This window comes from Salipiger thiooxidans (genome assembly GCF_900102075.1).
GTDB lineage: Bacteria > Pseudomonadota > Alphaproteobacteria > Rhodobacterales > Rhodobacteraceae > Salipiger > Salipiger thiooxidans.
On sequence record NZ_FNAV01000007.1, the window covers coordinates 101,445 to 127,134 of the forward strand.

At 69.1% G+C, this 25,690-nt stretch carries 22 protein-coding genes; 17 read left to right on the plus strand and 5 right to left on the minus strand.

The window, feature by feature from the left end; genetic code table 11:
* The first annotated feature begins 44 nt into the window (after positions 1–44).
* The 9 genes from BLQ77_RS11980 to BLQ77_RS12020 are packed head-to-tail and all read left to right on the plus strand — an operon-like array spanning position 45 to position 11,171.
* On the plus strand, positions 45–1,991 hold the full coding sequence (locus tag BLQ77_RS11980) for a TRAP transporter permease (RefSeq protein ID WP_089959348.1): 1,947 nt from the start codon (positions 45–47) through the stop codon (positions 1,989–1,991).
* A gap of 2 nt (positions 1,992–1,993) precedes the next feature.
* Positions 1,994–4,366: a xanthine dehydrogenase family protein molybdopterin-binding subunit gene (locus BLQ77_RS11985; protein ID WP_089959351.1), complete on the plus strand. Its 2,373-nt coding sequence runs from the start codon at positions 1,994–1,996 to the stop codon at positions 4,364–4,366.
* Positions 4,363–6,723: a xanthine dehydrogenase family protein molybdopterin-binding subunit gene (locus BLQ77_RS11990; protein ID WP_089959354.1), complete on the plus strand. Its 2,361-nt coding sequence runs from the start codon at positions 4,363–4,365 to the stop codon at positions 6,721–6,723. Before BLQ77_RS11985 ends, BLQ77_RS11990 begins: the two co-directional genes overlap by 4 nt.
* Complete coding sequence (locus BLQ77_RS11995; protein WP_089959359.1) at positions 6,720–7,454, plus strand: class II aldolase/adducin family protein; 735 nt, start codon at positions 6,720–6,722, stop codon at positions 7,452–7,454. Before BLQ77_RS11990 ends, BLQ77_RS11995 begins: the two co-directional genes overlap by 4 nt.
* On the plus strand, positions 7,454–8,341 hold the full coding sequence (locus BLQ77_RS12000) for an FAD binding domain-containing protein (protein WP_089959361.1): 888 nt from the start codon (positions 7,454–7,456) through the stop codon (positions 8,339–8,341). Before BLQ77_RS11995 ends, BLQ77_RS12000 begins: the two co-directional genes overlap by 1 nt.
* A gap of 10 nt (positions 8,342–8,351) precedes the next feature.
* Positions 8,352–8,849: a (2Fe-2S)-binding protein gene (locus tag BLQ77_RS12005; protein WP_089959364.1), complete on the plus strand. Its 498-nt coding sequence runs from the start codon at positions 8,352–8,354 to the stop codon at positions 8,847–8,849.
* Positions 8,846–9,742: a polysaccharide deacetylase family protein gene (locus BLQ77_RS12010; protein WP_089959367.1), complete on the plus strand. Its 897-nt coding sequence runs from the start codon at positions 8,846–8,848 to the stop codon at positions 9,740–9,742. Before BLQ77_RS12005 ends, BLQ77_RS12010 begins: the two co-directional genes overlap by 4 nt.
* Complete coding sequence (locus BLQ77_RS12015; protein ID WP_089959369.1) at positions 9,739–10,449, plus strand: cysteine hydrolase family protein; 711 nt, start codon at positions 9,739–9,741, stop codon at positions 10,447–10,449. The genes BLQ77_RS12010 and BLQ77_RS12015 overlap by 4 nt, the downstream gene beginning before the upstream one ends.
* Entirely contained in the window at positions 10,446–11,171 is a 726-nt protein-coding gene (locus BLQ77_RS12020) for an isochorismatase family protein (RefSeq protein WP_089959372.1), read from the plus strand. The genes BLQ77_RS12015 and BLQ77_RS12020 overlap by 4 nt, the downstream gene beginning before the upstream one ends.
* Positions 11,172–11,254: 83 nt before the next feature.
* Here the strand turns inward: BLQ77_RS12020 and BLQ77_RS12025 are convergent, their stop codons facing one another.
* The 3 genes from BLQ77_RS12025 to dctP (BLQ77_RS12035) form a co-directional block, all read right to left on the minus strand.
* Positions 11,255–12,568 (minus strand): TRAP transporter large permease, encoded by a 1,314-nt coding sequence (locus BLQ77_RS12025; protein WP_008888072.1) that lies wholly within the window; start codon positions 12,566–12,568, stop codon positions 11,255–11,257.
* Positions 12,565–13,089 carry a TRAP transporter small permease gene (locus BLQ77_RS12030; protein WP_165617082.1) on the minus strand — a complete coding sequence of 175 codons (525 nt, stop codon included), beginning with the start codon at positions 13,087–13,089 and terminating at the stop codon, positions 12,565–12,567. The genes BLQ77_RS12025 and BLQ77_RS12030 overlap by 4 nt, the downstream gene beginning before the upstream one ends.
* 112 nt (positions 13,090–13,201) lie before the next feature.
* Positions 13,202–14,194 carry a TRAP transporter substrate-binding protein DctP gene (dctP, locus tag BLQ77_RS12035; protein ID WP_165617083.1) on the minus strand — a complete coding sequence of 331 codons (993 nt, stop codon included), beginning with the start codon at positions 14,192–14,194 and terminating at the stop codon, positions 13,202–13,204.
* Positions 14,195–14,858: 664 nt separating this feature from the next.
* Here dctP (BLQ77_RS12035) and repA point away from each other — a divergent pair.
* The 3 genes from repA to repC all read left to right on the plus strand — a co-directional run bounded on the left by repA (position 14,859) and on the right by repC (position 19,029).
* A complete protein-coding gene (gene repA, locus BLQ77_RS12045; RefSeq protein WP_089959383.1) occupies positions 14,859–16,070 on the plus strand; it encodes a plasmid partitioning protein RepA in 1,212 nt (403 codons plus the stop codon).
* Positions 16,071–16,107: 37 nt separating this feature from the next.
* Positions 16,108–17,115: a plasmid partitioning protein RepB gene (repB, locus tag BLQ77_RS12050; protein WP_089959385.1), complete on the plus strand. Its 1,008-nt coding sequence runs from the start codon at positions 16,108–16,110 to the stop codon at positions 17,113–17,115.
* A gap of 168 nt (positions 17,116–17,283) precedes the next feature.
* Entirely contained in the window at positions 17,284–19,029 is a 1,746-nt protein-coding gene (gene repC, locus BLQ77_RS28740) for a plasmid replication protein RepC (protein WP_165617084.1), read from the plus strand.
* A gap of 214 nt (positions 19,030–19,243) precedes the next feature.
* On the opposite strand, the gene BLQ77_RS12060 is transcribed toward repC, so the two are convergent.
* The gene (locus BLQ77_RS12060) at positions 19,244–20,353 is read right to left on the minus strand and encodes a tyrosine-type recombinase/integrase (RefSeq protein ID WP_089959388.1); all 1,110 of its coding nucleotides are present in this window, start codon (positions 20,351–20,353) and stop codon (positions 19,244–19,246) included.
* Between the two features lie 134 nt (positions 20,354–20,487).
* On the opposite strand from BLQ77_RS12060, the gene BLQ77_RS12065 reads away from it, so the two are divergent.
* Positions 20,488–20,712 carry a DUF1403 family protein gene (locus BLQ77_RS12065; RefSeq protein ID WP_089959391.1) on the plus strand — a complete coding sequence of 75 codons (225 nt, stop codon included), beginning with the start codon at positions 20,488–20,490 and terminating at the stop codon, positions 20,710–20,712.
* Positions 20,713–20,793: 81 nt separating this feature from the next.
* Here BLQ77_RS12065 and BLQ77_RS12070 read toward each other — a convergent pair whose 3' ends face one another.
* Entirely contained in the window at positions 20,794–21,468 is a 675-nt protein-coding gene (locus tag BLQ77_RS12070; protein WP_242661700.1) for a GntR family transcriptional regulator, read from the minus strand.
* Between the two features lie 95 nt (positions 21,469–21,563).
* Between BLQ77_RS12070 and dctP (BLQ77_RS12075) the strand changes: the two genes are divergently transcribed.
* Genes dctP (BLQ77_RS12075) through BLQ77_RS12090 form a run of 4 tightly spaced genes read left to right on the plus strand, consistent with a single transcriptional unit; the run spans position 21,564 to position 25,682 of the window.
* Positions 21,564–22,556, plus strand: coding sequence for a TRAP transporter substrate-binding protein DctP (gene dctP, locus BLQ77_RS12075; RefSeq protein ID WP_040385029.1), 993 nt, complete (start codon positions 21,564–21,566; stop codon positions 22,554–22,556).
* On the plus strand, positions 22,553–23,125 hold the full coding sequence (locus BLQ77_RS12080) for a TRAP transporter small permease (RefSeq protein WP_008888216.1): 573 nt from the start codon (positions 22,553–22,555) through the stop codon (positions 23,123–23,125). Before dctP (BLQ77_RS12075) ends, BLQ77_RS12080 begins: the two co-directional genes overlap by 4 nt.
* Positions 23,125–24,444 (plus strand): TRAP transporter large permease, encoded by a 1,320-nt coding sequence (locus tag BLQ77_RS12085; protein ID WP_008888165.1) that lies wholly within the window; start codon positions 23,125–23,127, stop codon positions 24,442–24,444. The genes BLQ77_RS12080 and BLQ77_RS12085 overlap by 1 nt, the downstream gene beginning before the upstream one ends.
* Entirely contained in the window at positions 24,441–25,682 is a 1,242-nt protein-coding gene (locus BLQ77_RS12090; RefSeq protein WP_008888115.1) for a malonyl-CoA decarboxylase, read from the plus strand. The genes BLQ77_RS12085 and BLQ77_RS12090 overlap by 4 nt, the downstream gene beginning before the upstream one ends.
* The last annotated feature ends 8 nt before the right edge of the window (positions 25,683–25,690 follow it).

The following is a 25,690-nucleotide window of genomic DNA, read 5'->3' on the forward strand; positions in this document are numbered from 1 at the left end:
CGCCCACCGGCCCCGCCGACCTCTTCCGGATGCAAAGTGACCGCATGATCCAGCCCCCCTCCCCCACCTACGCGCAGCGCCTCGTCGGCGCAGCACTCGGCACCGGCCCGCGCCGGCGGCTCGACGGGCCGCTCGGCCACGCGATCAAGGGCTTTGCGGTCCTGACAGCGCTGTTCACCGTCTATGCCGCCACCATGTCCACCTGGGACGTGCTGGCCCGCACCATCGTCTTCCTGTCGATGATGCTGACGCTGCTGTTCCTGCTGGTGGGCGCCACGCCCGCTGCCCGCACCGACCGGCCCAGCATCCCCGACTTCATCCTCTCGGGCCTCAGCCTTGCCTGCCTCGTCTTCTTCAGCATCGAGATGCAGGCCATCGCCGAGCGCATCACGCTCTTCGATCCGCTGACGCCCGCCTACTGGATCTTCGGCTACGGCATCCTGCTGCTCTCGCTCGAGGCCGCCCGGCGGACCGTCGGCATGGGGCTTACGGGGATCGTGCTGATCTTCATGGCCTACAACCTCTGGGGACACAACTTCGAGGGCCCGCTGCGCCACGGCTATATCAGCTTCGCGCATTTCCTCGACATCACCGTCTTCACCACCGACGGCATCTTCGGCGCCCCGGTGCAGGTGACCGCGACCTACGCCTTCCTCTTCGTGCTCTTCGGCACGCTGCTGGAAAAAGCCGGCGGCGGGCAGTTCTTCTTCGGCCTCGCCGCGGCGCTCACCGGGAAGTACAACGGCGGGCCCGCAAAGGTCGCCGTCATGTCCTCGGGGCTCTTCGGCATGCTCTCGGGCAGCCCGACCGCCGACGTGGTCACCACCGGCTCGGTCACCATCCCGGTGATGCAGAAGCTCGGCTACTCGCCACGCCTTGCCGGCGCCATCGAGGTCGCGGCCTCGACCGGCGGCTCGATCCTGCCGCCCGTCATGGGCGCCGCGGTCTTCATCATGGCCGAGTTCACCGGCATCTCCTATCTCGAGATCGTCTTCGCGGCGCTGATCTCGGCCATCCTCTACTACGTCTCGGTGTTCCTGCAGGTCGACCTGCGCTCGCGCCGGATGGGGGCGGGCAACCTCAACCCCGACGAGCTGCCAAAGGCCCGACAGGTGCTGCGCGACGGCTGGCCCTTCATCGTGCCGCTCGTGGTGCTGACCGGCTCTCTGGTGATGCATTTCAGCCCGACCTACGTGGCGCTCTACGGCACCATCGCCCTGCTCGGCACCTGGATCTTCCGCTGGAAGAGCTTCTCGCTGAAGGCGCTCTACGAGGGCGTCGCCCAGACCACCATAAGCATGGTCGCGGTGACCGGCGCCTGTGCCGCCGCGGGCATGGTCATCGGCGGCATCACCATGACCGGCCTCGCCGGCAAGGTCTCGGAGCTGCTGGTGCTGATCGCGGGCTCGAACGACCTGCTGACGCTGGTCATCGCCGCCGCCATGACCATCCTGCTCGGCATGGGCATGCCCACCCCCGCAGCCTACGCGCTGGCCGCCGCCCTCGTGGCGCCGACGCTGGTCGGGGATTACGGCTACTCGCTGCTGCAGGCCCACATGTTCCTGCTCTACTTCGCGGTGCTCTCGGCGATGACGCCCCCGGTCGCCGTCGCTGCCTACGCCGCCGCCGCGATCGCCGACGCCAACCCGATCTCGATCGCGGGCATGGCCTGCAAGCTGGCCGTCGCCGCCTTCGTTCTGCCCTTCACCTTCATGTATGCGCCCGGCATTCTCCTGCAGGGCAGCATCCCGGCAATCGCCTTCGATGCGCTCCGCGTTCTGGTCGTCGTGCTGGCCATCGCCATCGCCTCGGAAGGCTACTGGCGCGGCCCGCTCGGGGCCCCGACCCGGCTGGCGCTCGCCATCGGAGCCTTGCTCATGATCTCGCCCAACCTCATCGCGCTGGCTGTCGGCGCCGTCCTCGTGGCCTTCGGGCTGTGGACGCTCCGCAGCAGCCGCGCGCCCCTCACGGAACTTCGCAAAGACCTCTGAACGTGCAAGACCAGACCACTCCCCCGCTGCCGCAGGACCACAACAAACCGCCGAGGAAATCGGCCTACATCGGCCGGGCCGTCACCCGGCTCGAGGACCGGCCGCTTGTCAGCGGCACCGGGCGCTTCGTGGGGGACATGGACATGCCCCACCAGCTCTGGGCCCGGGTCGTGCGCTCGGCCCATGCCACGGGGCGCATCACCGGCATCGACATCTCCGAGGCGCTCGAGATGCCGGGGGTGGTCGCGGTCTGGACCTCAAAGGACCTGGGCGACCTGCCCGACATCCCGTTCAGGGCCACCAGGATCGAGGGACTCGGACCCTACACCCAGCCCTGCCTTGCCAAGGGCCGGGTGCGCTACGTGGGCGAGCCCGTGGCCATCGTCTTCGCCGAGGATCCCTACCTCGCCGAGGACGCCGCCGAGACGGTCTTCGCCGACATTGACGAGGACGTGGATCCGATCCTCGACGCCCGCGCCGAGCCGGGCGAATTCGCCCCCGGCATCAGCACCGCGCCGCTGACCCTCACCAAGGGCTACGGCGACACCGAGGCCGCCTTTGCGGAGGCCGCGCATGTGGTCGAGCTCGACCTCGCCATCGGACGGCACTCGGGGATTCCGATGGAGACCCGCGGCGCGCTGGCGGCGTGGGACAAGGGGCGCGAACGGCTCGACCTCTGGGGCGCCACCAAGCGGCCGCACTGGAACCGCGACCGCCTCGCCGAGATGTTCGGCCTTTCCCCGAGCCAGGTCGCGCTGCACGAGCCGCATGTCGGCGGTGGCTTCGGCATCCGGGGCGAGCTCTACCCTGAGGACATCCTCGTCTGTCTCGCCGCCATGCGCCTCGAGCGGCCGGTGAAGTGGATCGAGGACCGGCGCGAGCACATGATGGCCGCCAACCAGTCGCGCGAGCAGCAGCACCTGATCCGCGCCGCGGTCGACGCCGAGGGCAGGCTCCTGGCCATCGACGAGACGCTGCACCACGATCAGGGCGCCTATGTCCGCACCCACGGCGCGCGGGTCGCGGACATGTCGATCGGTCTCCTGCTCGGGCCCTACCGCGTGCCCGCCTATGCGGCGCGCGCCCATTACCGGCTGACCGCCAAGACCCCCGCCGCCACCTACCGCGCGCCCTCGCGGTTCGAGAGCACCTTCGTGCGCGAGCGCCTGATCGACGCGATTGCCGCCAGGACCGGAATCGACGCGCTCGAGCTGCGCCGGCGCAACTTCATCGCCTCCGATGAGATGCCCTTCGACCGCCAGATGACGGCGCTTGAATCGGACGTGATCCTCGACAGCGGCGATTATGTCGGGCTGCTCGGCAAGGCCGAGGCCTTCTGCGGGCTCGACGCGCTGCGTACCGAGGCCGCCGGGCGGCGCGCCAGGGGCGAATGCGTCGGCGTGGGTCTTGCCTATTTCGTCGAGAAAAGCGGCCTCGGGCCCTCCGAGCTGGTGCGCCTGACCGTGCAGCCCGACGGCAGCATCGAGATCGTGACCGGCGCCGCCTCGCTCGGTCAGGGGATGGAGACCGCCGTCGCCCAGATCGCCGCCGACACGCTGGGCGCCGACTACCGCGCCTGCCGCGTCATCCATGGCGACACCGACCGCATCGCGCACGGCTGGGGCGCCCACGCCAGCCGCGTCACGGTGATGACCGGCGAGGCCACCCGCCGCGCCGCCGAGACCGTGCGCGAAAAGGCCCGCGAGATGGCCGCCGCCCTGCTCGATTGCGCCCCCGAGGGCATCGAGATCGACGGCGGCGTCGCCACCTGCCGCACCTCCGGCGCCAGCCTCACGCTGGCCGAGATCGCCGCCGCACTCGACCCCGTCTCGCCCAGGCGAGGCGACCGCGAGCCCGGCCTCGCCGCCGAGGCTTGGTACCACAACAAGCACATGAACTACCCCTACGGCGCCCATATCGCGCTGGTGGTCGTCGATGCCGAGACCGGGCGCACCAAGCTCGACCGCTACTGGATCAGCTACGACGTGGGCCGCGCCGTGAACCCGGCGATGATCGAGGGCCAGATCGTCGGCGGCCTCGCGCAGGGGCTCGGCGGCGCGCTGCTCGAGGAGTTCCGCTTCGACGATCAGGGCCAGCCGCTTTCGGTCACCTTCGCCGACTACCTGATGCCGACCTCGGCCGAGATGCCCGACTGCCAGGTGCAGATCCTGCAGGACGCGCCCTCGCCGCTGAACCCGCTCGGGGTCAAGGGCTCGGGCGAGGCGGGCGTGACCGGCTCGGGTGCCGCCATCGCCTCGGCCATCGACGACGCGCTGCAAAGGCCCGGGCTCGTCACCCGCCTGCCGGTGACGCCGCAATACCTCAAGGCGCGCATCGCCGAATACGACGCGGCGCGGGCGGAGGGTTCGGAATGACGCCCGACGACACCACCCTCGTCGGCCGCTCGGTGCCCCGGCGCGAGGACCGCGCGCTGGTCGCGGGCCAGGGGCGTTACCTCGACGACATCGCAAGCCCCGGCGGGCTGCACGCGGCCTTCCTGCGCAGCCCCTACGCCCACGCCACCATCGGCGGGGCCGATCTCGACGATATCCGCGCCATGCCCGGGGTCGTCGCCGTCTACACCGCGAAGGAGCTGGCCGCCCTGCTCCCCGGCGGGCAGCGGCTGGCGACGGGCCTGCCCTCCTCGTCCATCGCCTTCGCGCTCGACCGCCCGATCCTCCCCGAGGCAGAGGCCGTCTACGTGGGCGAGGCGCTCGCCATGGTCGTGGCCGTGACCCGCGCCGAGGCCGAGGACGCCGCCGAGGCCATCGACCTCGATCTCGACCCGCTCGACCCGGTGGCCGACCTCGAAAGCGCCGCGCGGGACGATGCGCCCAAGGCCCACGCCCACCTGCCGCACAACCGGCTTGCCAGCTTCGGCTTCGACTACGGCGACATCGGGGCGGCCTTCGACGGCGCCGCGCATGTGGTCTCGCGCCGGTTCCGCATCGACCGGGGCGGCGCGCATTCCATGGAAGGGCGCGGCGTGCTGGCGGCGCCCGACGCGATGACCGGGCGGCTCTCGGTCTGGTCCTCGACCCAGACCCCGCACGCGCTCAAGCGCCACATCTGCACGCTGCTCGCCCGCGACGAGGGTGACGTCGACGTCACCGCCCCCGACCTCGGCGGCGGCTTCGGTCCCAAGCTCGTCACCTACCCCGAGGAAATCGCCGTCGCCGCCGCGGCGCAGGCGCTCGGCCGCCCGGTGCGCTGGGTCGAGGACCGGCGCGAGCATTTCCTCGCCGCCTGCCAGGAGCGCGAGCAGCTCTGGACCGTCGAAATGGCCTTCGACGCCGGCGGCCGCATCCTCGGCCTGCGCGGCACGCTGCTGCACGACCACGGCGCGTGGACCGCGCGCGGGCTCAACGTGCCCTACGCCTCGGGCATGATGCTGCCGCTGATGTACGACGTGCCCGCCTATGACCTGAACATCGTCGTCACCGTCACCAACAAGACGCCCGTCACCCCGGTGCGCGGTGCCGGCCAGCCGCAGGCGACCTACGTGATGGAGCGCCTGCTCGACGCCGGCGCCCGCGTCTGCGGGCTCGACCGCGCCGAGATCCGCCGCCGCAACCTCGTGACACCGGACCGGATGCCCTGCCCGCGCCCGCTCAAGCTGCGCTCGGGCGAGCCCGTCGTGCTCGACAGCGGCGACTACCCCGAGACCCAGCGCAAGGCGCTCGACGGTATCGGCTGGGACGGGTTCGAAACCCGCCGCGCCGAGGCCCGCAGCCGCGGCAAGCGGCTTGGGGTCGGCCTTGCCAACTACGTCGAGGGCACCGGCCGCGGACCGTATGAAACGGTGAGCGTGCGCATCGCGCGCGACGGCCGCGTCAAGGTCAACACCGGCGCCGCCGCCATGGGACAGGGCGTCGGCACGGCGCTGGCGCAGATCGTCGCCGACCACCTCGGGCGCGCGCCCGCCACCATCGACCTGACGCTGGGCGACACACGCGAGCCCTACGGCTTCGGCGGCTTCAACAGCCGCCAGACCGTGGTCGCCGGCGCCTCTGCCGATGCCGCCGCACGGATCGTGCGCGGCAAGGTGCTGCAGGTCGCGTCGCACCTGCTCGGCCTGCCCGGGGACGCGCTCGACATCGAGGCCGACCGGGTGGTCGTGAGGGGCAGCAACAGCGGCCAGAGCCTGTCGCTTGCCGAGATCGCCACCGCCTCCGAGGGCCTGCCCGGCTACCGCCTGCCCGGGATCGAGACCCCTGGCCTGCAGGCCACCGAGCGCGTGCTGGTCGAGGGCATGGCCTTTGCCAACGGCGCGCTCGCCGCCGAGGTCGAGGTCGACGAGGCCACCGGCGCGGTGCGGGTGGCGAGGCTCTTCCTCGCCCATGACTGCGGCCGCATGGTCAACCCGCAGATGGTCGACGGCCAGATCATGGGCGGCCTCGCCCACGGACTCGGCAATGCGCTCTATGAGAAGATGAGCTTTGACGACGAGGCCCAGCCCCTGACCGGCAGCCTCGCCGACTACCTTCTGGTCAGCAGCGCCGAGATGCCGGTGATCGAGATCGCGCACAGCGAAAGCCTCAGCCCGCAGAACGCGCTCGGCGTAAAGGGCGTAGGCGAAAGCGGCGTGATCCCCACCGCCGCCGCCATCGCCTCGGCGGTGGAACACGCGCTCGAGGATCTCGGCGTCGAGATCGCCGAGGCCCCGCTGACGCCGCAGGCCCTGCATGCCGCGATCCGCGCGGCGAAGGCCGCGAAAGGAGACACGACATGACCATCCCCCGTCCGCAGGCGCTGCTCGACCAGCTTGTCACCGCCACGCGCATCCTCGTGCACGAGGGCGTCATGGATGTCTTCGGTCATGTCGCCCTGCGCGATCCCTCGGACCCGGGCGTGTTCTGGCTCGCCCGCGCCGGGGCGCCCGCGCGGCTGACCGCCGGTGACCTCCTGCCCTTCGACCTCGACGGCGCCCCGCTCGAACCCACCGATGCCGCGCTCTTCTCCGAGCGCTTCATCCACGCCGCCGTGTTCCGCGCCGATGCCACCGCGCAGGCCAGCGTCCACCACCATGCGGCCGCCCTCATGCCCTATTGCATGGGCGGCCGCCCGCTGGTGGCGCTCAGCCAGACCGGTGCCTGGATGGGTGCCGAGGTGCCGCTCTGGGACAGCCGCGCGTCCTTCGGCGACACCAACATGCTGGTGACCGACATGGCGCAGGCGACCGACCTCGCCGCCGCCCTCACCCCGGGCCGCATCGTGCTGATGCGCGGCCATGGCGTGCTGGTGACGGGCACGGGCCCCGAGGACGTGGTGTTCCGCTGCATCCACGCCTGCCGCGAGGCCGAAACCCTGACCGCGGCCCTGACCCTTGGCCCGGTGACCCCGCTGTCCGAGGGCGAGATCGCCCTTGCCGGAACCCCCGCCCCTGCGGCGGTCCGGCGCGGCTGGGACCACTGGACCGCCCGCCTTCCCGGCGACACGACCTATCGAAAAGGAGCGCAGTGATGAAACCCGCGCCGTTCACCTATTACCGACCGACCAGCCTCGGGGATGCCGCGCAGCGCCTGCGCGACGGCGCCGACGAGGGCGCGCTGGTCATCGCCGGCGGCCAGAGCCTCGTTCCCATGATGGCGCTCCGGGTGGCCTACGCGACCGAGCTCATCGACCTGAACGCGCTGGACGGGCTCGGCACGCCGCGGGTCGAGGGCGACAGCTTCGTGATCCCGACCCTCACCCGCCACGCCACCTTCCATGACACCGAAGCCGCGCCCGCGCCGCTCGGCGCGCTGCTGCACGGGGTGGCCGAGCACATCGCCCACTACCCGATCCGCCAGCGCGGCACCTTCGGCGGCTCGCTCAGCCACGCCGACCCCTCGTCGGAATGGTGCCTGGTGACCGCAACCCTGGACGGCACCATCCACCTGCTCTCGGCGGACGGGCCCCGCACCGTGGAGGCCGCCGACTGGAGCGATGGCCCCATGAGCACCACGCGCGAGCCCGACGAGATCCTCACCGAAGTGCACCTGCCGCTGCTGCCCGGGAACACGCTCTGGGGCTTCTACGAGTTCAACCGCCGCGCCGGCGACTTCGCGCTCGGCATGGCCCTCTGCGTGCTCGAGATGGACGGCGACAGCGTCGTCGCCGCCCGCATCGGCCTCGGCGGCATCGAGGACCACCCCCGCCGCATCCCCGAGGCCGAGGACGCACTCGTGGGCCAGCCCCTTGACGCGGCCAGCATCGGTGCCGCCGCCTCCGCCGCAATGCAGGCCGTCGACCCGATGGAAGACACCACAACCTCTGCCGGGTACCGCCGCGACCTGACCGGCACCGTGATCACCCGCGCGCTCGAGGCCGCCCGCAACCGGGCGCCCGCACCGGCCGAAACCGCCTGAGGACCCCGATATGTCAGACAAGACCGACATCACCCTGACCGTCAACGGAACCGAGCGCACGATCTCCTGCGTGCCGCGCAAGACCCTTGCCGATGCCCTGCGCGAGGATTGCCGCCTGACCGGCACCCACGTCGGCTGCGAGCACGGCGTGTGCGGCGCCTGCACCGTCATGGTCAACGGCGCGCCGGTGCGCTCGTGCCTGATGTTCGCCGTGCAGGCCGAGGGCGCCGAGGTGCGCACCGTCGAGGGGCTCGCCCCCGAGGGCGGGCTCTCCGAACTGCAGCAGGCCTTCATCGACAACCACGCACTGCAATGCGGCTTCTGCACGCCGGGCTTCCTCATGCTGATCACCGGCGCGCTCGAGAAGGACCCCGGGATGAGCGACGAAGACCTGACCGAGGTGCTCTCGTCCAACCTCTGCCGCTGCACCGGCTACCGCAACATCGTGCGCGCCGCGCTGGCGGCCGCACCCGCCATCCGCGCCCGGGCCAGGGAGGCCGCCGCATGAGCCTGATCACCCTCAAGACCCACGACCGCTACGACTACAGCCCCCTGCCCCAGCGCCCGGATTTCGCCTGGCCCGGGGGCAAGCGCCTGTCGGTGGCGATCTGCAACAACATCGAGGTGTTCAGCTTCCGCGACGGGCTCGGCAGCGACAGCGCCCAGGTCGGCGCGCCGCAGACCTCGCGAAACTACGCGTGGCGCGACTACGGCAACCGCGTCGGCCAGTGGTACCTCTTCGACCTGCTCGACGAGATGGGCCTGCCCGCCTCGCACAACTTCAACTCGCTGCTCTTCGATCACTGCCCGGCCATCGCCGACCGCATGATCGCCCGCGGCGACGAGTTCATCGGCCACGGCCGCAGCAACGCCGAACGGCAGGACGTGCTGCCCCCCGCCGAGGAAGAGGCGCTGATCCGCGAAGCCTACGACGCGATCACGGCCTATACCGGCAAGGCCCCCGCGGGCTGGCTCGGGCCCTATCTGGCGCAGACCGACATCACGCTCGACCTGCTGCGCGAGGTGGGCTTCTCCTACGTGCTCGACTGGCCGGCGGACGACCAGCCGTTCTGGATGCGCACCCGCACACGGCCGATCCTCTCGGTGCCCTACTCCATCGAGGTCAACGACAGCCCGGTCATGGCCTTCCGGCAGGAGGGCCCGGCGAGCTTTGAGCGCATGATGATCGACCAGTTCGACGAGATGCTTCTGCAAAGCGCCAGGTACCCGCTCTGCTACACCATCGTGCTGCACCCCTTCGTGATCGGCCACCCCTACCGCCTGCGTGCCCTGCGCCGGGCGCTCGCGCATATCATGGAACACCGCGACGACATCTGGATCACCACGCCGGGCGCCGTCGCCGAGCATTACGCAACCCTCTTCCCCGCAGGCTCCGCATGACCGGCAAGATTTGGGACGACTTCATCACCGAGCGTGACCGCAAGGTCTTTGCCGCGGCGGGTTACGGCGTGCGCGGCACCCTGCCCGCCCGCCCCGCGCTGCTGCTCGTGGGCTTCAACCAGGGCAACCTCGACACCATCCCCTCGGCGCAGGCGGCGCTCGACGCGGTGCGGCCGCTGGTGACCGCGGCCCGCGCGCAGGGCCTGCCGGTGATCCACGCCACCGGCGCCACCCGCCCCGACGCATGGGACCGCCCGCAGGAGGACGGCCGCGCGGCGGGTGCCGACCCGCTGGCCGAGACCGCCTTAGCAGAGGCGCTGCAACCCGCGCCCACCGACATCGTGATCCGCCGTCAGGCGCCGTCGGCCTTCTTCGACAGCGACCTCATGAGCCTGCTGAACCTGCTCGGCGCCGACGGCATCGTCATCGCGGGCGGCGCCACCGCCGGGGCCATGCGCGCCACGGTGATCGACGCGTTCAGCCTCAACCTGCGCGTCGCCATCGCCGAGGACGCCTGCTTCGACGCCTGGGAGGCCAGCCACGCCATGGCGCTCTGCGACCTGCAGGCGAAATACGCCGACCCGCTGAGCGCGGCCGGGCTCGCCGACTGGGTCGCCACCCTGCCCGGCGACATGTTCGCCCTGCCGAAGGGCTGCGCCGACAAGCGGCTCGACCTCATGCCCGCCTACGGAAAGATCCCCCGATGATCTGGGACGACTACCTCTCTGCCGCAGATCGCGACCGCCTTGCCACGACCGGGCTCACCGGGCCTGCGGGCCTTGGCCAGCGCCCCGCGCTTCTGGTCATCGACGTGTCCTGGGGCTTTGCGGGCGACCGGCCCGGCGAGGACATCCTCGACAGCATCCGCCGCTGGCCCAACTCCTGCGGGGCCGAGAGCTGGGACGCGGTCGACCGCATCGCCGCGCTCTGCACCGCCGCCCGCGCCCGCGGGATCCCGGTGCTCTACACCACCGGCCGCGCCCGCGGCGACGCCTGGGACGTGGGCAGCTGGTCGTGGAAGAACTCGCGCACCGGCGAGCAGGTGCCCGCGACGCCGCAGGACCGCGACGCCAACGAGATCGTCTCGGCGCTGACGCCCGAGGCGCGCGACCTGCTGGTCTACAAGCGCAAGCCCTCGGCCTTCTTCTCGGCCCCCACCGCCACCCATCTGCGCCGCCTCGGCTGCGACAGCGTGCTGCTGACCGGGACCACCACCTCGGGCTGTGTGCGGGCCAGCGCGGTCGACGCCTACAGCCACGGCTTCAAGGTCGCCGCCATCGAGGACGGCTGCTTCGACCGCGCCCAGTCGAGCCACGCGGTGGCGCTCTTCGATATCGCCATGCGCTACGGCGCGGTGATCGACAGCACCGCGGCGCTCGGCCACATGGCGGCGCTCGCGGCCCCCTCGGCCCCCGCCCTGCCGGGCTGACCACGACCCCCGCGACAAACGGAAACGGCGCCCGCGAGGGCGCCGTCTTTCGTTTTGCAGACGTGGTTTTCCGGTGCTGACCCTCAGCGGGTCAGCGACGGCAGGAAGGTCACCAGCGGCGGGAAGGCCGCCATGATCACCATGCCGAGGATGAAGATCCACACGAAGGGCCATGCCGAGCGGAAGATCGCGGTCATCGGCTCGTTCGGGGCAGACCCCTGCAACGCGAAGAGCACGTAGCCGAAGGGCGGCGTGATGCCCCCGACGGTGATGTTCACGAGGAAGATCAGCCAGAACCACAGCGGATCGAAGCCGTAATGCGCCACGATGGGCGAATAGATCGGCACAACGATCAGCATCAGCGCGGTCTGGTCGATGAACATGCACATGATGAAGGGGAAAGCCATCAGCACCAGCAGCATCGCCCAGCCCGGCAGGTCCATGGCGCTGATCATCGAGGTCATGGCCGAGATCCCGCCGCTCATCGCGAGCAGCTGGCTGAACATCTTCGACGACGCCATGATCAGCAGGATCATCGCCGAGATCCTGGTGGCCGAGAGCACCGACTCCTTCAGCACCGAGAAGCTCAGCCGCTCGTAAATCATCGTCGTCGCCAGCGCGCCCAGCACGCCGGTCGCCGCCGCCTCGGAGGGCGTGGCGATGCCGGCCATGATGAAGCCCATGATCGAGCCCACGATGATGGTGAAGGGCGCAAGCGACAGCAGCGCCTTCAGCACGTCGCCGGGGCCGCGCTCGGGCGGCACGTCCTCGGCGTCGGTGTCGAGCGACGGGTCGAGCCGGATGCGGATCAGGATGTAGGAGACGAAGAGCACCGCCAGCATCAGACCCGGCACGATGCCCCCCACCAGCATGTCGCCGATCGAGACCCCCGCCAGCGTGCCCACGATGATCGCCAGCAGCGACGGCGGGATGATCGGCGCCAGCGACGCGCCTGAGACGATGGCGCCCATGGCCAGCGTCGACGAGCCGCCGCGCTCCTTGATGCCCGGCAGCAGGGTCTTGCCCAGCATCGCCGCCACCCCCATGGCCGCGCCCGAGAGCGCGCCGAAGACGGTCGAGAGCACCACCGCCAGCACGAACTGGCGGCCGCGCACCCGGCCCACCAGCACCTCGATGGAGCGGAACATGACGGTCAGCGCCCGGCCCCGGAACAGCAGCTCTCCCAGCAGGATGAACAGCGGGATCGCGGTGAGCGATCCGGTGGTGGCGGTGTCGTAGATCGAGTTCGCCAGCAGCTTGAAGCCGTTGGCGCCGAGCAGCAGGAAAGTGCCGCCGACGTTGACGATCAGGAAGGTGACGAAGATCGGCAGCCCGGTGCCGAAGAGCAGCAGCAGCGCGCCGGTCAGCGCGAAGACGGCAGTGATCCCGGTGATCATTGCGCCCCCTCCGCGACCCTGTGGTCAGCCCGCACGAGCTGCGCCAGCAGCACCAGTCCCGACATCAGGAACCCGTAGGCGATGGGCGCCGCGACGATCCACTTGGGGATCGCGATGAGCGACATGGTGTCGATGCCGCGCTCGTAGTTGTAGAGCGTCTGCTGCAGCGCGAGCCAGCCCACCATCAAACAGACCACGGCCGAGATCAGCAGCCCGAGCCGCACCGCCATGGCCTCGATCCCGGCGGGCAGCCTGCCCTTGAACACCGTGACCGAGACATGCGCGCCGTCGCGCGTCAGCAGCGGCATGGCCAGGAAGACGGCGCCGCAGAGGAAGTACTTCACGAAGTCGCTTGCCCAGGCGGTCGGGGCGTTCAGCAGGTAGCGCATGAACACCTCGATCGAATAGCTGGCAAGGATCCCCACCACGCAGAGCGCCCCGGCCCAGGCGCCCAGCCCGACCACCAGGTCCAATGCGCGCCACGGCCCCGAGGGTCCGGGCGTTCGGGGTTCAGTCGTCATCTTGGGGCGCCTCCTTCGCGGGGTCCTTGGTCGTGTCATTGGCCCGCATAACCGGGAAAGGCCGCCCCCGGAGAGCTCCGGAAGCGGCAATGGGTCCCTCGGAGGATCCGGTTCAGAAGTTGATGCCCGCGTCGTCCACGGTGGCCTTCAGGGCCTCGACCGTGGCGCCGCCCTTCTCGATGCCAAGCGCCCAGACGCCCTCGGCCCAGTCGTGCTCCATGGTGGCGGCCGCATCGCCGCACATCTCGGTGGCTTCCATGCCGTTTTCCTCGAGCGCGGTCTGCTCGGCCGCGGCGACGTCGGCGAGCGTGTCGATGGAGCTCACCTCAAGCGCCTTGCCCTGCTCGAGCAGCAGCGCCTGCTCGGCCTCGTCGAGGCCGTTCCAGGTGTCGAGGTTCATCAGGATCATGTAGGTCGCGGTGCCAAAGGCGGGACGGAGGAAGTACTTCGCCACCTCGTACCAGCCATAGTCCAGCGCGCCGATCACCGGCCACGCCGCGCCGTCCACCACGCCCTTCTCCAGCGCCGAGTAGATCTCGGCCGGCGGCAGCACCACCGGCTGGCCGCCCAGCGACTGGATCAGCGAGGTGTAGGTCGCGCTGCCGCGGATCTTGAGGCCCGCGAAGTCGCAGCTTTCGCCGATCGGGTCGCGCAGGAAGACGTTGTAACCGTTCGGCAGGGTCGGCAGCGCGATGAGCTTGAGCCCGATCTCCTGATAGGCCGCGTCGACCGCATCCCATGCGCCCGAGTCGCGGCGCGCCGCCGGATCGGCCTGGATCGCGTCGGTCACCATGCCCACGGCGATCTCGTTCGAATGGTAGGCGCCCGAGGTGAAGAGCATGTCGAAGACGCCCGCCGCCACCGGCTGCAGTTGCTCGAAGGGCGGCACGGCTTCGGGGCCGGTCATCGCGATGGTGCTCTCGCCGCCCGAGGCCTCGGAGACCATCTCGGCGAAGACGTCGGCGACCTTGGGGACGATGGGATAGGAGCTGTCCCAGCTCGCGAGCATGCGGAAGTCCTCGGCCGCGGCGGCGGTCGCGAAGCTGCCGGCGGTGATGGCGACGGCGACGGAAGCCTTCAGCGACTTGTTGATTTTTGAGATCACGGGACGGATCCTCTCCATTTTGAAAATCTGTACCAATATTGGCACTACGAATCCGAACCGGGCAACAGTTCTGTGCCAAATCTCTGAAATTTCCCCCAACCGCGCTGAATTAATAGACATTCGCTCCGATCAACCCGCCGCGGCGCCCGCATAGCGTGCAGATATGTCCGGAAATCGGATCGGTAGCGCTGTCCCATTTTCTACACTAAAGGCGTCTGACCGGGACGGTGCCGGGCCGAACCGGCGCCCTCACGCGGCAACCGCCCGTGCCGGAGCCCGGGTGGCGAGATCGTCAGACCTCTGCCAGCTGCGCCGCGCAGGGGCACGAGCAGATGTCGCCGACCTCGGCACGGCCCACCCCGAGGGTCTCGCCCAGGGTCGTGCCCTCGCAGCCGGTCTGCACCAGCGCACGCGTGACGCAACGGCACCGGTCGGGACAAAAGAGGCGAGATTCCCGCCCTGAGAGCCGCCTGGCGGGGTGTTTCGGGCAGAAAACCACTTGCGCGACTCGTGGTTGGTCGGCAATAGTCACGAAAAACATCCGGAACACGCCAAAAACCGTGAACACGGATAACAAAATCCGGCGAGGCACCGGGACCAAGAGACAAGCCATCGGGGGACGTTCGTCACCACGGGGCCAGACAGTGAGCAGGATACCGCGCGAATGCAGGATATCACCGAAGACGAAGACCTGAATACGGTCATTCGTCAACATTCCGAACGGCTGACCGCGCAGCTCCATGCGCAGGCCGAGAGCCTGTTCCCGCCGGACGCCTCCAAGGAGATGCGCAAGTTCACCTCGGGCGAGGCCGCGGCCCTGCTCGGCGTCAACGATTCCTACCTGCGCAAGCTGCATCTCGACGGCAAGGGCCCCTCGCCCGAGCTCACCTCCGGCAACCGCCGGCATTATTCCGTCTACGACATCCACGAGCTCCGTACCCTGCTCGAGAAGACCGCCCGCAAGCCCGGCGACTATCTGCCCGGGCGGCGCCTCGCTCCGGAGGGCAGCGAGAACAAGTATCTCGACCACCTGCAGGTCATCGGCGTGATGAACTTCAAGGGCGGCTCGGGCAAGACCACGAGCTCGGCCCATCTCGCGCAGCGCCTTGCCCTGCTGGGCTACCGCGTGCTTGCCATCGACCTCGACCCGCAGGCCTCGCTCACCGCGCTGCACGGGGTCCAGCCCGAGTTCGACCTGCCCGACGGCGGCACGCTCTACGACGCCATCCGCTACGACGACCCGGTGCCGGTCACCGACGTCATCCGCCCGACCTACATTCCCGGCCTCGACCTCATCCCCGGCAACCTCGAGCTCATGGAATTCGAGCACGAGACCCCCCGCGCGCTGGCGCAGGGCAATGCCGGGCTGTTCTTCTTCCGGGTCAAGGACGTGCTCTCGCAGGTCGACGACCGTTACGACGTCGTGGTCATCGACTGCCCGCCGCAGCTGGGCTTCCTGACCATGTCGGCGCTCTCGGCCGCCACCGGCGTGCTGGTCACCATCCACCCCGAGATGCTCGACGTCATGTCGATGTCGCAGTTCCTGCGCATGACCGCCGACCTCATGGACGTGATCGCCGAATCCGGCGCCGACATGAAGCACGACTGGATGCGCTACCTGCTGACCCGCTACGAGCCCACCGACGCGCCCCAGAACCGCATCGTCGCCTTCCTGCGCACCATGTACGCCGAAAAGGTGCTGAACGCGCCGATGCTGAAATCCACCGCCATTTCCGACGCCGGCCTGACCAAGCAGACGCTCTACGAGGTCGACCGCAGCGCCTTCACCCGCGCCACCTACGACCGCGCTCTCGAAAGCCTCAACGCGGTCAACGACGAGATCGCCGCCCTGATCCAGAAGACATGGGGGCGCTGAGCGGGACCATGGGCGCGACGAAGAGGAGCCAGACGCGATGAGCGACACCCGCAAGAAACGCATGTCGATGCTCGACAGCCTCGCCGCCGCCGGAACCACCGGCGGCGCAGGCGCACCCATGATGGCCAGCAACCGCGCCCTGCGCTCGGCCCGCGACGCGGTCGACAGCCACCGCGTGTGGGAGCTCGACCCGGGACAGATCGACGACAACCGCACCCGCGACCGTCTCGACCCCTCCGACGTGGTCGACCTGCGCGACGCCATCGAGGCCAACGGCCAGACCGTGCCGATCCTGGTGCGCCGCAACCCCGAACAGGACGGGCGCTACCTGCTGGTCTACGGCCGCCGCCGGCTCGAGGCGATCCGCGGCTCGGACAAGGTCACCAAGGTGCGCGCGCTGGTCGCCTCGCTCGACGAGCGCGACGCGATGACCGCGCAGATCTCCGAGAACATGGCCCGGCGCGATCTCTCCTTCATCGAGAAGGCGCTTTTCGCCCGCGAGCTCGTCGACACCGGCTTCGGCAACCAGAGCCAGGTGGCCGAGGTGCTGACCGTGACCAAGTCCTCGATCTCCATGGCGCTGACCGTGGCCGAGCTGATCGGGCGCGATCTCGCGCTCGCCATCGGCGCCGCCCACGGCATCGGCCGCCCCCGGTGGGAGGCCATGGCCCGCGCCATCGAGGAGAACCGCGCCGACCGGGACGAGCTGGCCCGCATCGCCGAGGACGTCCACACCCAGGCGCAGGTCGCCATGGTCCGTGGCGAAGCGGTCCCCGAGGATGCCTCCGTCGCCGCCTTCGAGGCGGTGATGAAGCATCTCGCCCCCTCCCCTGCCCGCTCCGCGAGCGCCAAGACCCCTGTGGCGCCAAAGCCACGGCGGCAGGCGCTGGTGGTGGACGGTCGTAAGGCAGGTGTCCTGAAACGCACCGCCAAGGGGCTGGCCATCGACCTCGACGACCCCCGGTTCGCCGACTGGATCGAGTCCGAGGCACAGGCCGTCATCGCAGAGCTTCACGCGCGCTGGAAAACCCGCGCGGAAGATTGAGCAGTCAACGATAACAAAGAGATAGGAGGCACGAGCCCGACAAAGAAAGAGCCCCGCAAAGCTTACGCTCCACGAGACCCTGACTTGTTCTTAGCACCCTCAAGGTAGTGTCCGGAGCCTTTGACCGCAAGTCGAATTCGATTCGCGGCGCGGGATTTTTTTGTCTTCGTGAATGAAAACATGGGTTATCACCCCATCACGCCTTTTGGGCGAACGGCCAAGGCTGTCCTCACCTCATTGCAGGTCCGGCAGCCGGTCGCCGCTCCCCCCTGCCCGCTCGACAAATGGCAGATCCTGCGCGACCTCACCGCCGCCCGTGCCCGGTTCGGTCTCTCCGACCGCGACATCACGCTTCTGCAGGCGCTGCTGAGCTTCCATCCCGGCGCCCGGCTCGATGCCTCCGAGCCGCTGGTGGTCCACCCGTCGAACGAGACGATCTGTGCCCGCGCCAACGGCATGCCCTGCTCGACCATGCGCCGCCATCTGGCGCGGCTGGTCGAGGCAGGCCTTCTGGTCCGTCGCGACAGCCCCAACGGAAAGCGCTACGCCCGCCGCATCGCCGGGACCAAGATCGCCTTCGGCTTCGACCTGAGCCCCCTGCTCCACCGTGCCGCCGAGATCGCCGACGAGGCCGCTGCCGCCCGCGCCCTCGAGCAGCAGCGCAAGGCCCTCCGCGAGACCGCCAGCCTCCTGCGCCGGGATCTCGCCGCCCTGGTCGAGTTCGGTGCCGCCGAGCAATCCGACCCGCTCTGGGACGCCTTCTCCGACCTCGCCCGCCTCACCGCGCGCCAACTGCGCCGCAAGCTCGACCTCGACGCCCTGCGCGACATGGTGCTCGAACTCCACGACGCGGTGGCCCGCGCCACCGCTCTCTTCGCCTCTATTACACCTGAAATGAGCGGCAACGCCGCCCGGAATGAGCAGCACAAACAGAGTTCACATAAAGATAATTTAGATTCTGAACAGACCGCACGATGCGAAGATGCTTTCGTCACGGATGCGCTTTATTGCTCAACCGTCGAGGCGCTTGGCCTGCATGCTGAGAAAGCTGAGGGTGGCGTCAAGGCTGTACCTGTCAACGACGCTGAAGAAATTGATGACGTCGCAACAGCCGTTCACGAGACAAACGTCGAAAAGCGTGGAGCCTGTTCGGAGACAGGCACGCTCCAGAAGACCACCCCCATCGCTACGGGGAACGAAGGAATCGAAGCCGCTCAGGAGATCGCGTCGAAGCCGGCCGACAAGCGCACCGGCGCATCCACCCCTGACGCGCAGACAGCCGCGGAAAGCGGTGCGAAGACCGGTCGCTCCGAGGCCAGCGCGGCCGAGACCGAAGGCCATCAAGGACAAGCGATCAAACGCGCGGGCGCCAACGCTGAGGTCGCAGAGACGAATGCTCCCGTCGCTTTCGCGTCCGTGGCGTCGAATCTCGCAGCGTTGCGCCCGCTGGGAGCGGCCCTCGACGTGACCGGAACCGAGCCGGGCCACTCCTCAAAATCGTGCATCAAGTCCGATGGCCAAGACACCCGCGTGCCCGAAGCGACGGCCCCGTTGACCCCGTCCTCCACGGTCGACAACGCGGCGAAACGGCCAGCACCTCCGCCGCTGCGCCTCGTCCTTGGCACGTGTTCCGAGATCGCCGTCTTCACTCCGGATCCGATCCACGACTGGCCGGGCCTGATCCGGGCGGCCGACAAGATCCGCCCGATGACCGGAATCTCCGACTCGGCCTGGCAGGACGCGAAGTCCGCGATGGGCGCTGAACAAGCCTCTGCGACCCTCTGCGCCATGCTCCAGCGCTTCTCCGAGATCCGCAATCCCGGCGGCTACCTGCGCCACCTCGCGAAGAAGGCCCGCGAAGGAACCTTCTCGCCGACGCGCATGGTCATGGCCCTCGAACACCGCGCCGCCTGAGGAGTTCACAGCTGTGAACCGGCTGAGACCTCCTCGCGGCCTGGTCGTGGCCCTGGACGAGAGCCCGACCAGCCGTTCCTTCTGGACCGTGCCCCGGGCCCGGACGCTGAGCGGTCAGCTTTAAGGATGAAAAGGGCAGCCCTCTCGGCTTCCGGAGCAGACCGAAGGGGAATGCCCATGACGCCGAGTGCGATCACCTGAGCCCTGCGCAAATTCAAAGCCCGGTCGCCGTCGTCAGGTTGACCCGAAACCGATCCCTTCGTCGCTGATACCGGCGGGTCACCTCCACCGAAGCATGTCCCAGATGCGACTGCAACGACCGCTCATCGGTCTCCGCGAAGCTCGCCAGACCCGCCCGCAGACTGTGGCCCGAGAACAGCGCAAGCCGTTCCGCTTCGGGCAGGTCGCTCCGGATCCCGGCATCGAGCACCGTCCGCTTGATCAGCCGCGCCACGTGACGGTCATTGAGGCGTCGTCCCAGAGCCCGCGTCCCATCCCGAGAGGTCGCCACGAAGACAGGCCCCGAGTCGATCCGCGCGAAGTGCAGCCACTGCTCCAGCGCATGCACCGGACAGCTCCGGTCCGAGGACCCACGACCGACTTCGACCTCCCGCAGGCCGGTCCTGGTAGCGAGCAGCAGCAGCGCACCCGCCGGCATGATCTCGACCCAGCCACCGCTCTCCGGCGCGTCATCCCGGTGCCGGTCGAGGCCCACGATCTCGGACCGCCGCAGCCCTCCGGCGTAGCCCAGCAGCAGCATCGCCCGGTCGCGGAGGCCGCGCAGGTCGTGGGGCAGGGTGGCCACCATGGCAAGGATCTCCCCGGCCCGGATCGCCGTCTTTTGCGCCGGAGGCCGCGCGTGATGACGTCGTAGGTCGGCCAGCACAGAGATGATCTGGCGGTTCCTCCGATCCAGCTCCAGCCCGCGCTGCGCGTAGTTCCAGACGAGGCCGGAGAGACGGCGCTCGATGGTGGTCACGGCGAGGGGACGCCTGCCGGTGTGGTCATCTCCGTCAGCTAGCGAGGCCAGGTAGCGCCCCACGATCTCAGGGGCGGGGCAGGGGACGGAGCTCAGGGGATCGAGGCCGTGACGGCGGCACCAGCGGGTGAAGTCGGTCCAGTCCGTGCGGTAGGCGGCAAGGGTGTTGCCCGAGGCAGTCGCGGGATTGGCGCGCCGATCAGGGGCGTGCGTCCCGGCGCTTTGGGAGGGCAGGGACGTGTTGGATGCAGTCTCCGGGACCAAGGGTTGGGTGGCATCGCCCGGGGAGGGACTGTTCGGCTTGTCGGGGTCCTGGGCGGCCATGTTCCGGTAAATCCGCGTCATTCGAGATTGAGGGACAGCTTGATCCATTGTGTCTGATAATGCAAAATTATTGGACATGACTGCGCCATCAAAAGCGCGGCGCTTTTAGTGCTATTCTGTAGGTGAAAGCGCCGTCTTGGGGTCGGCTCACCGCCATGACCTTTGAGCCCGCCAGACTCCCCGACGACACCGACAGCCTACCGCAGCTGCCGGGGTGGGTCACCTCGGGCGCGGCGCTTCTGGTGGTCGACCAGCTGCTGGGCGATCCGGGGCAGGGGGTGCCGGTGCGGCTGCTGGCGAACCGGCTCGCGCTGAGCGCGGCCACGGCAACCTCGCGGATCGTTCTTGCGGCCTTCCGGGCCTCACCGTCGCGGCGCTGATCCTCGCGACGTGGGCCGGCCGGGGCCGGGCGCAGCGGTCGCTGGTATCGACGGGCTCCCCGGTCCCGGGGGCATCGCGGGTCAGGCGTCCGGCAGGTGGGACATGACGTGGTGGAACTTCTCGCCCTGCACGGCGACGTGGTCGCGGAGCAGTTCGGCGGCGCGGGGGGCGTCGCCGGCGGCGATGGCTTCGACGATGGCCTCGTGCTCGTCCATCGACTGCTTCAGGCGGCCGCGCAGGAACAGCTGCATCCGGCGGTAGGGCTTCAGCCGGCGGTGCAGGCGGGCGGCCTCCTGTTCTAGGAAGCGGTTGCCGGACTGGGCATAGAGCAGGTGATGGAAGACGCCGTTCTTCTGGTAGTAGAGATCGACGTCGTTGGCCTCGCGCGCGGCCCGGCATTCCGCGTTGATGGCCCGCAGTTCCGCGATGGCGGCATCGGTGGCGCGCCGGGCGGCGAGCCGGCCGCACACCGACTCGAGCTCTGCCATGACCTCGAACATCTCGAGGATCTCGACCGCCGAGCTGGTGCGGACGAAAACCCCGCGGCGGGGCTGCTGCACCACCAGTCCGGACTGCGCAAGCCTTTGGAATGCCTCGCGTATGGGCGTTCTGGAAACCCTGTGCTCTTCCGCCAGGCTGGCCTCGTCCAGCCGCGCCCCCGGGGCGAAGCGGCCGGTGAGGATCTGGTCCTCGAGGATCTGGGCGATCTGGTCGGACCGGCTGCGGTCGTCGCTGGGGTTCATATTCAGGGTCATGATTTTTGTATACGATAAGGTTGACAAGGTACGCAATCCCCTGCCTGATGGGCCACATTGGCGCCCGGAGGAGAAGCGGTGCCTTGGGAGGAAACATGATGACCAGACGTAGAATCGCGGCGAGCGCGCTCGCCGTTGTCGTCGCCATGGGGGCCGGTGGCGCCTGGGCGGAAACCCTGAAGCTGTCGCACCAGTGGTCCGAGGGCGACGTGCGCCACCAGGTGGCGCAGATGGTGGCCGACGAGGTGAAGGCGGCGGACGTGGATCTCGAGATCCAGATTTTCCCGAACCAGACCCTGTTCAAGGCGCGCGAGCAATACACGCCTCTGTCGCGCGGGCAGCTCGACATGACGATCTTCCCGCTGTCCTACGCGGGGGGCCAGCAGCCGGCCTACAACCTCACGCTCATGCCCGGGCTGGTGAAGAACCACGATCACGCCGCGCGCCTCTCGGCCGCGCCCTTCATGGAGAAAATCGAGGAGGTCATGGCCGGCGACGACGTGAAGACGCTGGTGCACGGCTATCTCGCCGGTGGCTTCGGGTCCAACAAGGGCTGCATCACCAAGCCCGAGGACGTGCAGGGCGTGACCATCCGTGCGGCCGGCAAGTCCTTCGAGGAGATGCTGGCCGGGGCAGGGGCCTCGATCAGCTCGATGGCCTCGTCCGAGATCTACTCGGCGCTGCAGACCGGGGTGCTCGACGCGACCAACACCTCGTCCGAGAGCTTCCTGAGCTATCGGCTCTACGAGCAGCTGAAGTGCTACACCCCGGCGGGCGACACGGCGCTGTGGTTCATGTACCAGCCGCTGCTCATCAACAAGACCACCTTCGACGAGCTGACGCCCGAGCAGCAGCAGGCGCTGACCGATGCCTCGGCCAAGGCCGAAGCCTGGTACCTGGAGCAGGCCAAGGCCGGCGACGAGGTGACCACCAAGGCGTTTGCCGACGCCGGTGTCGAGATCGCCGAGATGACGCCGGAGGATTTCGACGCCTGGCGTGAACTGGCCAAGGAGACCGCCTATCCGGCCTTTGCCGCGTCGCTCGACGGCGGGCAGGAGCTGCTCGACATGGCGCTGTCGGTCGAATGAGCAACGCGCCCGCCGCTTCCGCGACGGCGGGCGCCGATTACCGGCCGCCCGTCGCCCTTCGCGCCCTTGGCGCCGTCTCGACCCTGTTCGGGGTCATCGCCGCGCTGATGATCCTCGCCTCGGTGCTGATCACCTGCCACATGATCTTCGTGCGCGGGGTTCTGGGCCAGTCGACGATCTGGCAGACCGAGGCGGTGATCTACCTGATGATCGGCGCGACGCTGCTCGGCCTGCCCTACGTGCAGAAGCTGCGCGGCCACGTGGGCGTCGACCTGCTGCCGCACATGCTGCCGAGATCGCTGCGCCGGCCGCTTGCCGTGCTCGTCATGGTGGCGACGATCGTCATGGTCGCCGCGATGGTCTGGTACGGGTGGGAGATGTTCCACCAGGCCTGGCGGCGCGGCTGGAAATCCGAGTCGGTCTGGGCTTTCCCGCTCTGGATCACCTACCTGTCGGTGCCGCTCGGCTTCGGTCTCTACCTGCTGCAGCTGCTGGCGGATCTCTGGCTGGCCGTCTTCGGACCCGACACCACGCTTCCCGAACCCCATCCCGAACGGAGCCCTGACTGATGGATCCCCTGACGCTCGGTCTTCTGGTGGCGCTGGCCACCGTGATCGTCCTGTTTTCCGGCGTGTCCGTGGCCGTGGGCCTGCTGATCGTCGCGACCCTGTTCCTCTGGATCTTCGACGGCAGCCGCTCGCTCGAAGCCCTGCCGGAGCTCTTCTACGCGGAGCTCAACAGCTTCGCCCTGCTGTCGATCCCGATGTTCATCATCATGGGGGCCGCCATCGCCTCGACCCGCGCGGGGCCGGACCTCTACGAGGCGCTGGAGCGCTGGCTGACGAAGGTGCCGGGCGGGCTCGTGGTTTCGAACCTCGGCGCCTGCGCGCTCTTCGCGGCGATGTCGGGCTCGAGCCCGGCGACCTGCGCGGCGATCGGCAAGATGGGCATCCCCGAGATGCGCCGCCGGGGCTATCCCGCCGAGGTCGCCTCGGGGTCCATCGCCGCCGGCGGCACGCTGGGCATCCTGATCCCGCCCTCGGTCACGATGATCGTCTACGGCATCGCGACCGAGACCTCGATCGGGCGCCTGTTCCTCGCCGGTGTGATCCCCGGCATCCTGCTGACGCTGCTCTTCATCGCCTGGGCCATCTTCGACACCTGGCGCCGCGGGGCGGCCAGCGCGGCGCTGGTCTCGGCGCGCTACACCTGGCGGCAGCGCTTCGAGATCCTGCCGCGGGTGCTGCCCTTCCTCGCGATCATCGCCGGCGTGCTCTACGCGCTCTACGGCGGGGTGGCGACACCGTCCGAGACGGCGGCCGTGGGCGCGCTGCTCTGCATCGTCGCGGCGGTGCTGATATACCGGATGTACAGCCGCCGCGACCTGTGGGTCGTCCTGCGAGACAGCACCCGGGAAAGCGTGATGATCCTCTTCATCATCGGCGCGGCGGGGGTGTTCAGCTTCATGCTGTCGTCGCTCTTCGTCACCCAGTCGGTCGCGCAGTGGATCGCCGCGCTCGAGGTGAACCGCTGGGTGCTGATGGCGGTGATCAACGTGTTCCTGCTGGTGGCCGGGTTCTTCCTGCCGCCGGTCGCGGTGATCCTGATGTCGGCGCCGATCCTCCTGCCGATCATCACCGCGGCGGGGTTCGACCCCTACTGGTTCGCGGTGATCGTGACGATCAACATGGAGATCGGCCTGATCACGCCGCCGGTCGGCCTGAACCTCTACGTCATCAACGGCATCGCGCCGGACATCTCGCTGCGCCAGGTGCTGGTGGGCTCCATGCCCTTCGTGGGCTGCATGATCCTGGCCATCATCCTCATGTGCCTGTTCCCGGGGCTGGCCACATGGTTGCCCGACGCCGTCATGGGGGCCGCGCTATGAGCCTGCTGTCCGATGTCCTTGCGACGCTGTTCTCGCGCACCAACCGCAACCGGCTGCAGGCCGGCCCCGATGCCCGGAGCACCGAGGCGCTGATCGCGGACCTGCTGTCGGGCCGCGGCGAGATCTCGGGCATGACCACGGCGGCGCAGATCCTCGACCGCTATGACGAGCTCGACGACGCCGGCAAGCTCGCGTTCTTCGACCATCTGGCGGGGGATCTGGGGATCGACACCGATGCGGTCCGGAGCGCCCTCGACGCCTTCGAGATGGAGCAGAGCCAGTCGACCTACGGCGCCTTCCTGAGGGCCGCCGAGCCCCGGCGACAGGAGCTTGCGCGGCGGCTCAACCGGGTGCCGGGCGCGACGCCGCAGCTCGTGGCGATGCGCGGCGACCTGCTGCGGCTGATCCCGCGCAAGGATCCGCGGGCCCGGATCGACCTCGACTTCCAGCACCTCTTCGCCTCGTGGTTCAACCGGGGCTTCCTGGTGCTGCGCCGGATCAACTGGGAGAGCCCGGCCCATATCCTCGAGAGGATCATCGCCTACGAGGCGGTGCATGCGATCGATTCCTGGGAGGACCTGCGTCGCCGGGTCGAACCCTCGGACCGGCGCTGCTTTGCCTTCTTCCACCCGGCGATGCCGGACGAGCCGCTGGTGTTCGTCGAGGTGGCCCTGACCAAGGGCATTCCCAATTCGGTGCAGGGGCTGCTGAAGGACACGCGCGCATCGATGGAAGCGGTCGAGGCCGACACGGCGGTGTTCTACTCGATCTCGAACTGCCAGGCCGGGCTTGCCGGGATCTCGTTCGGCAACTCGCTGATCAAGCAGGTGACCGAGGATCTTTCGGCCGAGCTGCCCAACCTCAAGACCTTCGTAACCCTGTCGCCCATCCCGACCCTGACGCGGTGGATGGCCGAGCAGGGGATCGACCCGAACGGGCTGGACGACGACGGGCTGAAGGCGGCGGCGGCGCAGTTCCTGCTGACCGCCAAGCGCGACGACGGCATGCCCTACGACCCGGTGGCGCGTTTCCATCTCGGGAACGGGGCCTATGTCCATGCGGTGCACGCCGGGGCGGACATGTCGTCCAAGGGGCTGTCCGAAAGCGCCGGGGCGATGGTGAACTATCGCTACGAGGCCGAGAGTTTCGCCGAGAACCACGAACGGTTCGTCGGCCAGAAGGAAGTGGTGGCCAGCAAGGCGGTGCGCGCGCTGGTCAAGGCGCCGGTTGCGGCGTGAAGGGAGAT

Excerpts from the sequence above, each read along its gene's own strand:
- BLQ77_RS12065 (WP_089959391.1), top strand. The coding sequence starts at position 20,488 with ATGACCTTTGAGCCCGCCAGACTCCCCGACGACACCGACAGCCTACCG.
- BLQ77_RS11980 (WP_089959348.1), top strand. The coding sequence starts at position 45 with ATGATCCAGCCCCCCTCCCCCACCTACGCGCAGCGCCTCGTCGGCGCA.
- dctP (WP_040385029.1), top strand. The coding sequence starts at position 21,564 with ATGATGACCAGACGTAGAATCGCGGCGAGCGCGCTCGCCGTTGTCGTC.
- BLQ77_RS12005 (WP_089959364.1), top strand. The coding sequence starts at position 8,352 with ATGTCAGACAAGACCGACATCACCCTGACCGTCAACGGAACCGAGCGC.
- BLQ77_RS12020 (WP_089959372.1), top strand. The coding sequence starts at position 10,446 with ATGATCTGGGACGACTACCTCTCTGCCGCAGATCGCGACCGCCTTGCC.
- BLQ77_RS11990 (WP_089959354.1), top strand. The coding sequence starts at position 4,363 with ATGACGCCCGACGACACCACCCTCGTCGGCCGCTCGGTGCCCCGGCGC.
- repB (WP_089959385.1), top strand. The coding sequence starts at position 16,108 with ATGAGCGACACCCGCAAGAAACGCATGTCGATGCTCGACAGCCTCGCC.
- BLQ77_RS12070 (WP_242661700.1), bottom strand. The coding sequence starts at position 21,468 with ATGACCCTGAATATGAACCCCAGCGACGACCGCAGCCGGTCCGACCAG.
- BLQ77_RS11995 (WP_089959359.1), top strand. The coding sequence starts at position 6,720 with ATGACCATCCCCCGTCCGCAGGCGCTGCTCGACCAGCTTGTCACCGCC.
- BLQ77_RS12085 (WP_008888165.1), top strand. The coding sequence starts at position 23,125 with ATGGATCCCCTGACGCTCGGTCTTCTGGTGGCGCTGGCCACCGTGATC.
- BLQ77_RS12030 (WP_165617082.1), bottom strand. The coding sequence starts at position 13,089 with ATGACGACTGAACCCCGAACGCCCGGACCCTCGGGGCCGTGGCGCGCA.
- BLQ77_RS12025 (WP_008888072.1), bottom strand. The coding sequence starts at position 12,568 with ATGATCACCGGGATCACTGCCGTCTTCGCGCTGACCGGCGCGCTGCTG.
- repA (WP_089959383.1), top strand. The coding sequence starts at position 14,859 with ATGCAGGATATCACCGAAGACGAAGACCTGAATACGGTCATTCGTCAA.
- BLQ77_RS12060 (WP_089959388.1), bottom strand. The coding sequence starts at position 20,353 with ATGACGCGGATTTACCGGAACATGGCCGCCCAGGACCCCGACAAGCCG.
- BLQ77_RS12080 (WP_008888216.1), top strand. The coding sequence starts at position 22,553 with ATGAGCAACGCGCCCGCCGCTTCCGCGACGGCGGGCGCCGATTACCGG.
- BLQ77_RS12010 (WP_089959367.1), top strand. The coding sequence starts at position 8,846 with ATGAGCCTGATCACCCTCAAGACCCACGACCGCTACGACTACAGCCCC.
- BLQ77_RS12000 (WP_089959361.1), top strand. The coding sequence starts at position 7,454 with ATGAAACCCGCGCCGTTCACCTATTACCGACCGACCAGCCTCGGGGAT.
- BLQ77_RS12090 (WP_008888115.1), top strand. The coding sequence starts at position 24,441 with ATGAGCCTGCTGTCCGATGTCCTTGCGACGCTGTTCTCGCGCACCAAC.
- BLQ77_RS12015 (WP_089959369.1), top strand. The coding sequence starts at position 9,739 with ATGACCGGCAAGATTTGGGACGACTTCATCACCGAGCGTGACCGCAAG.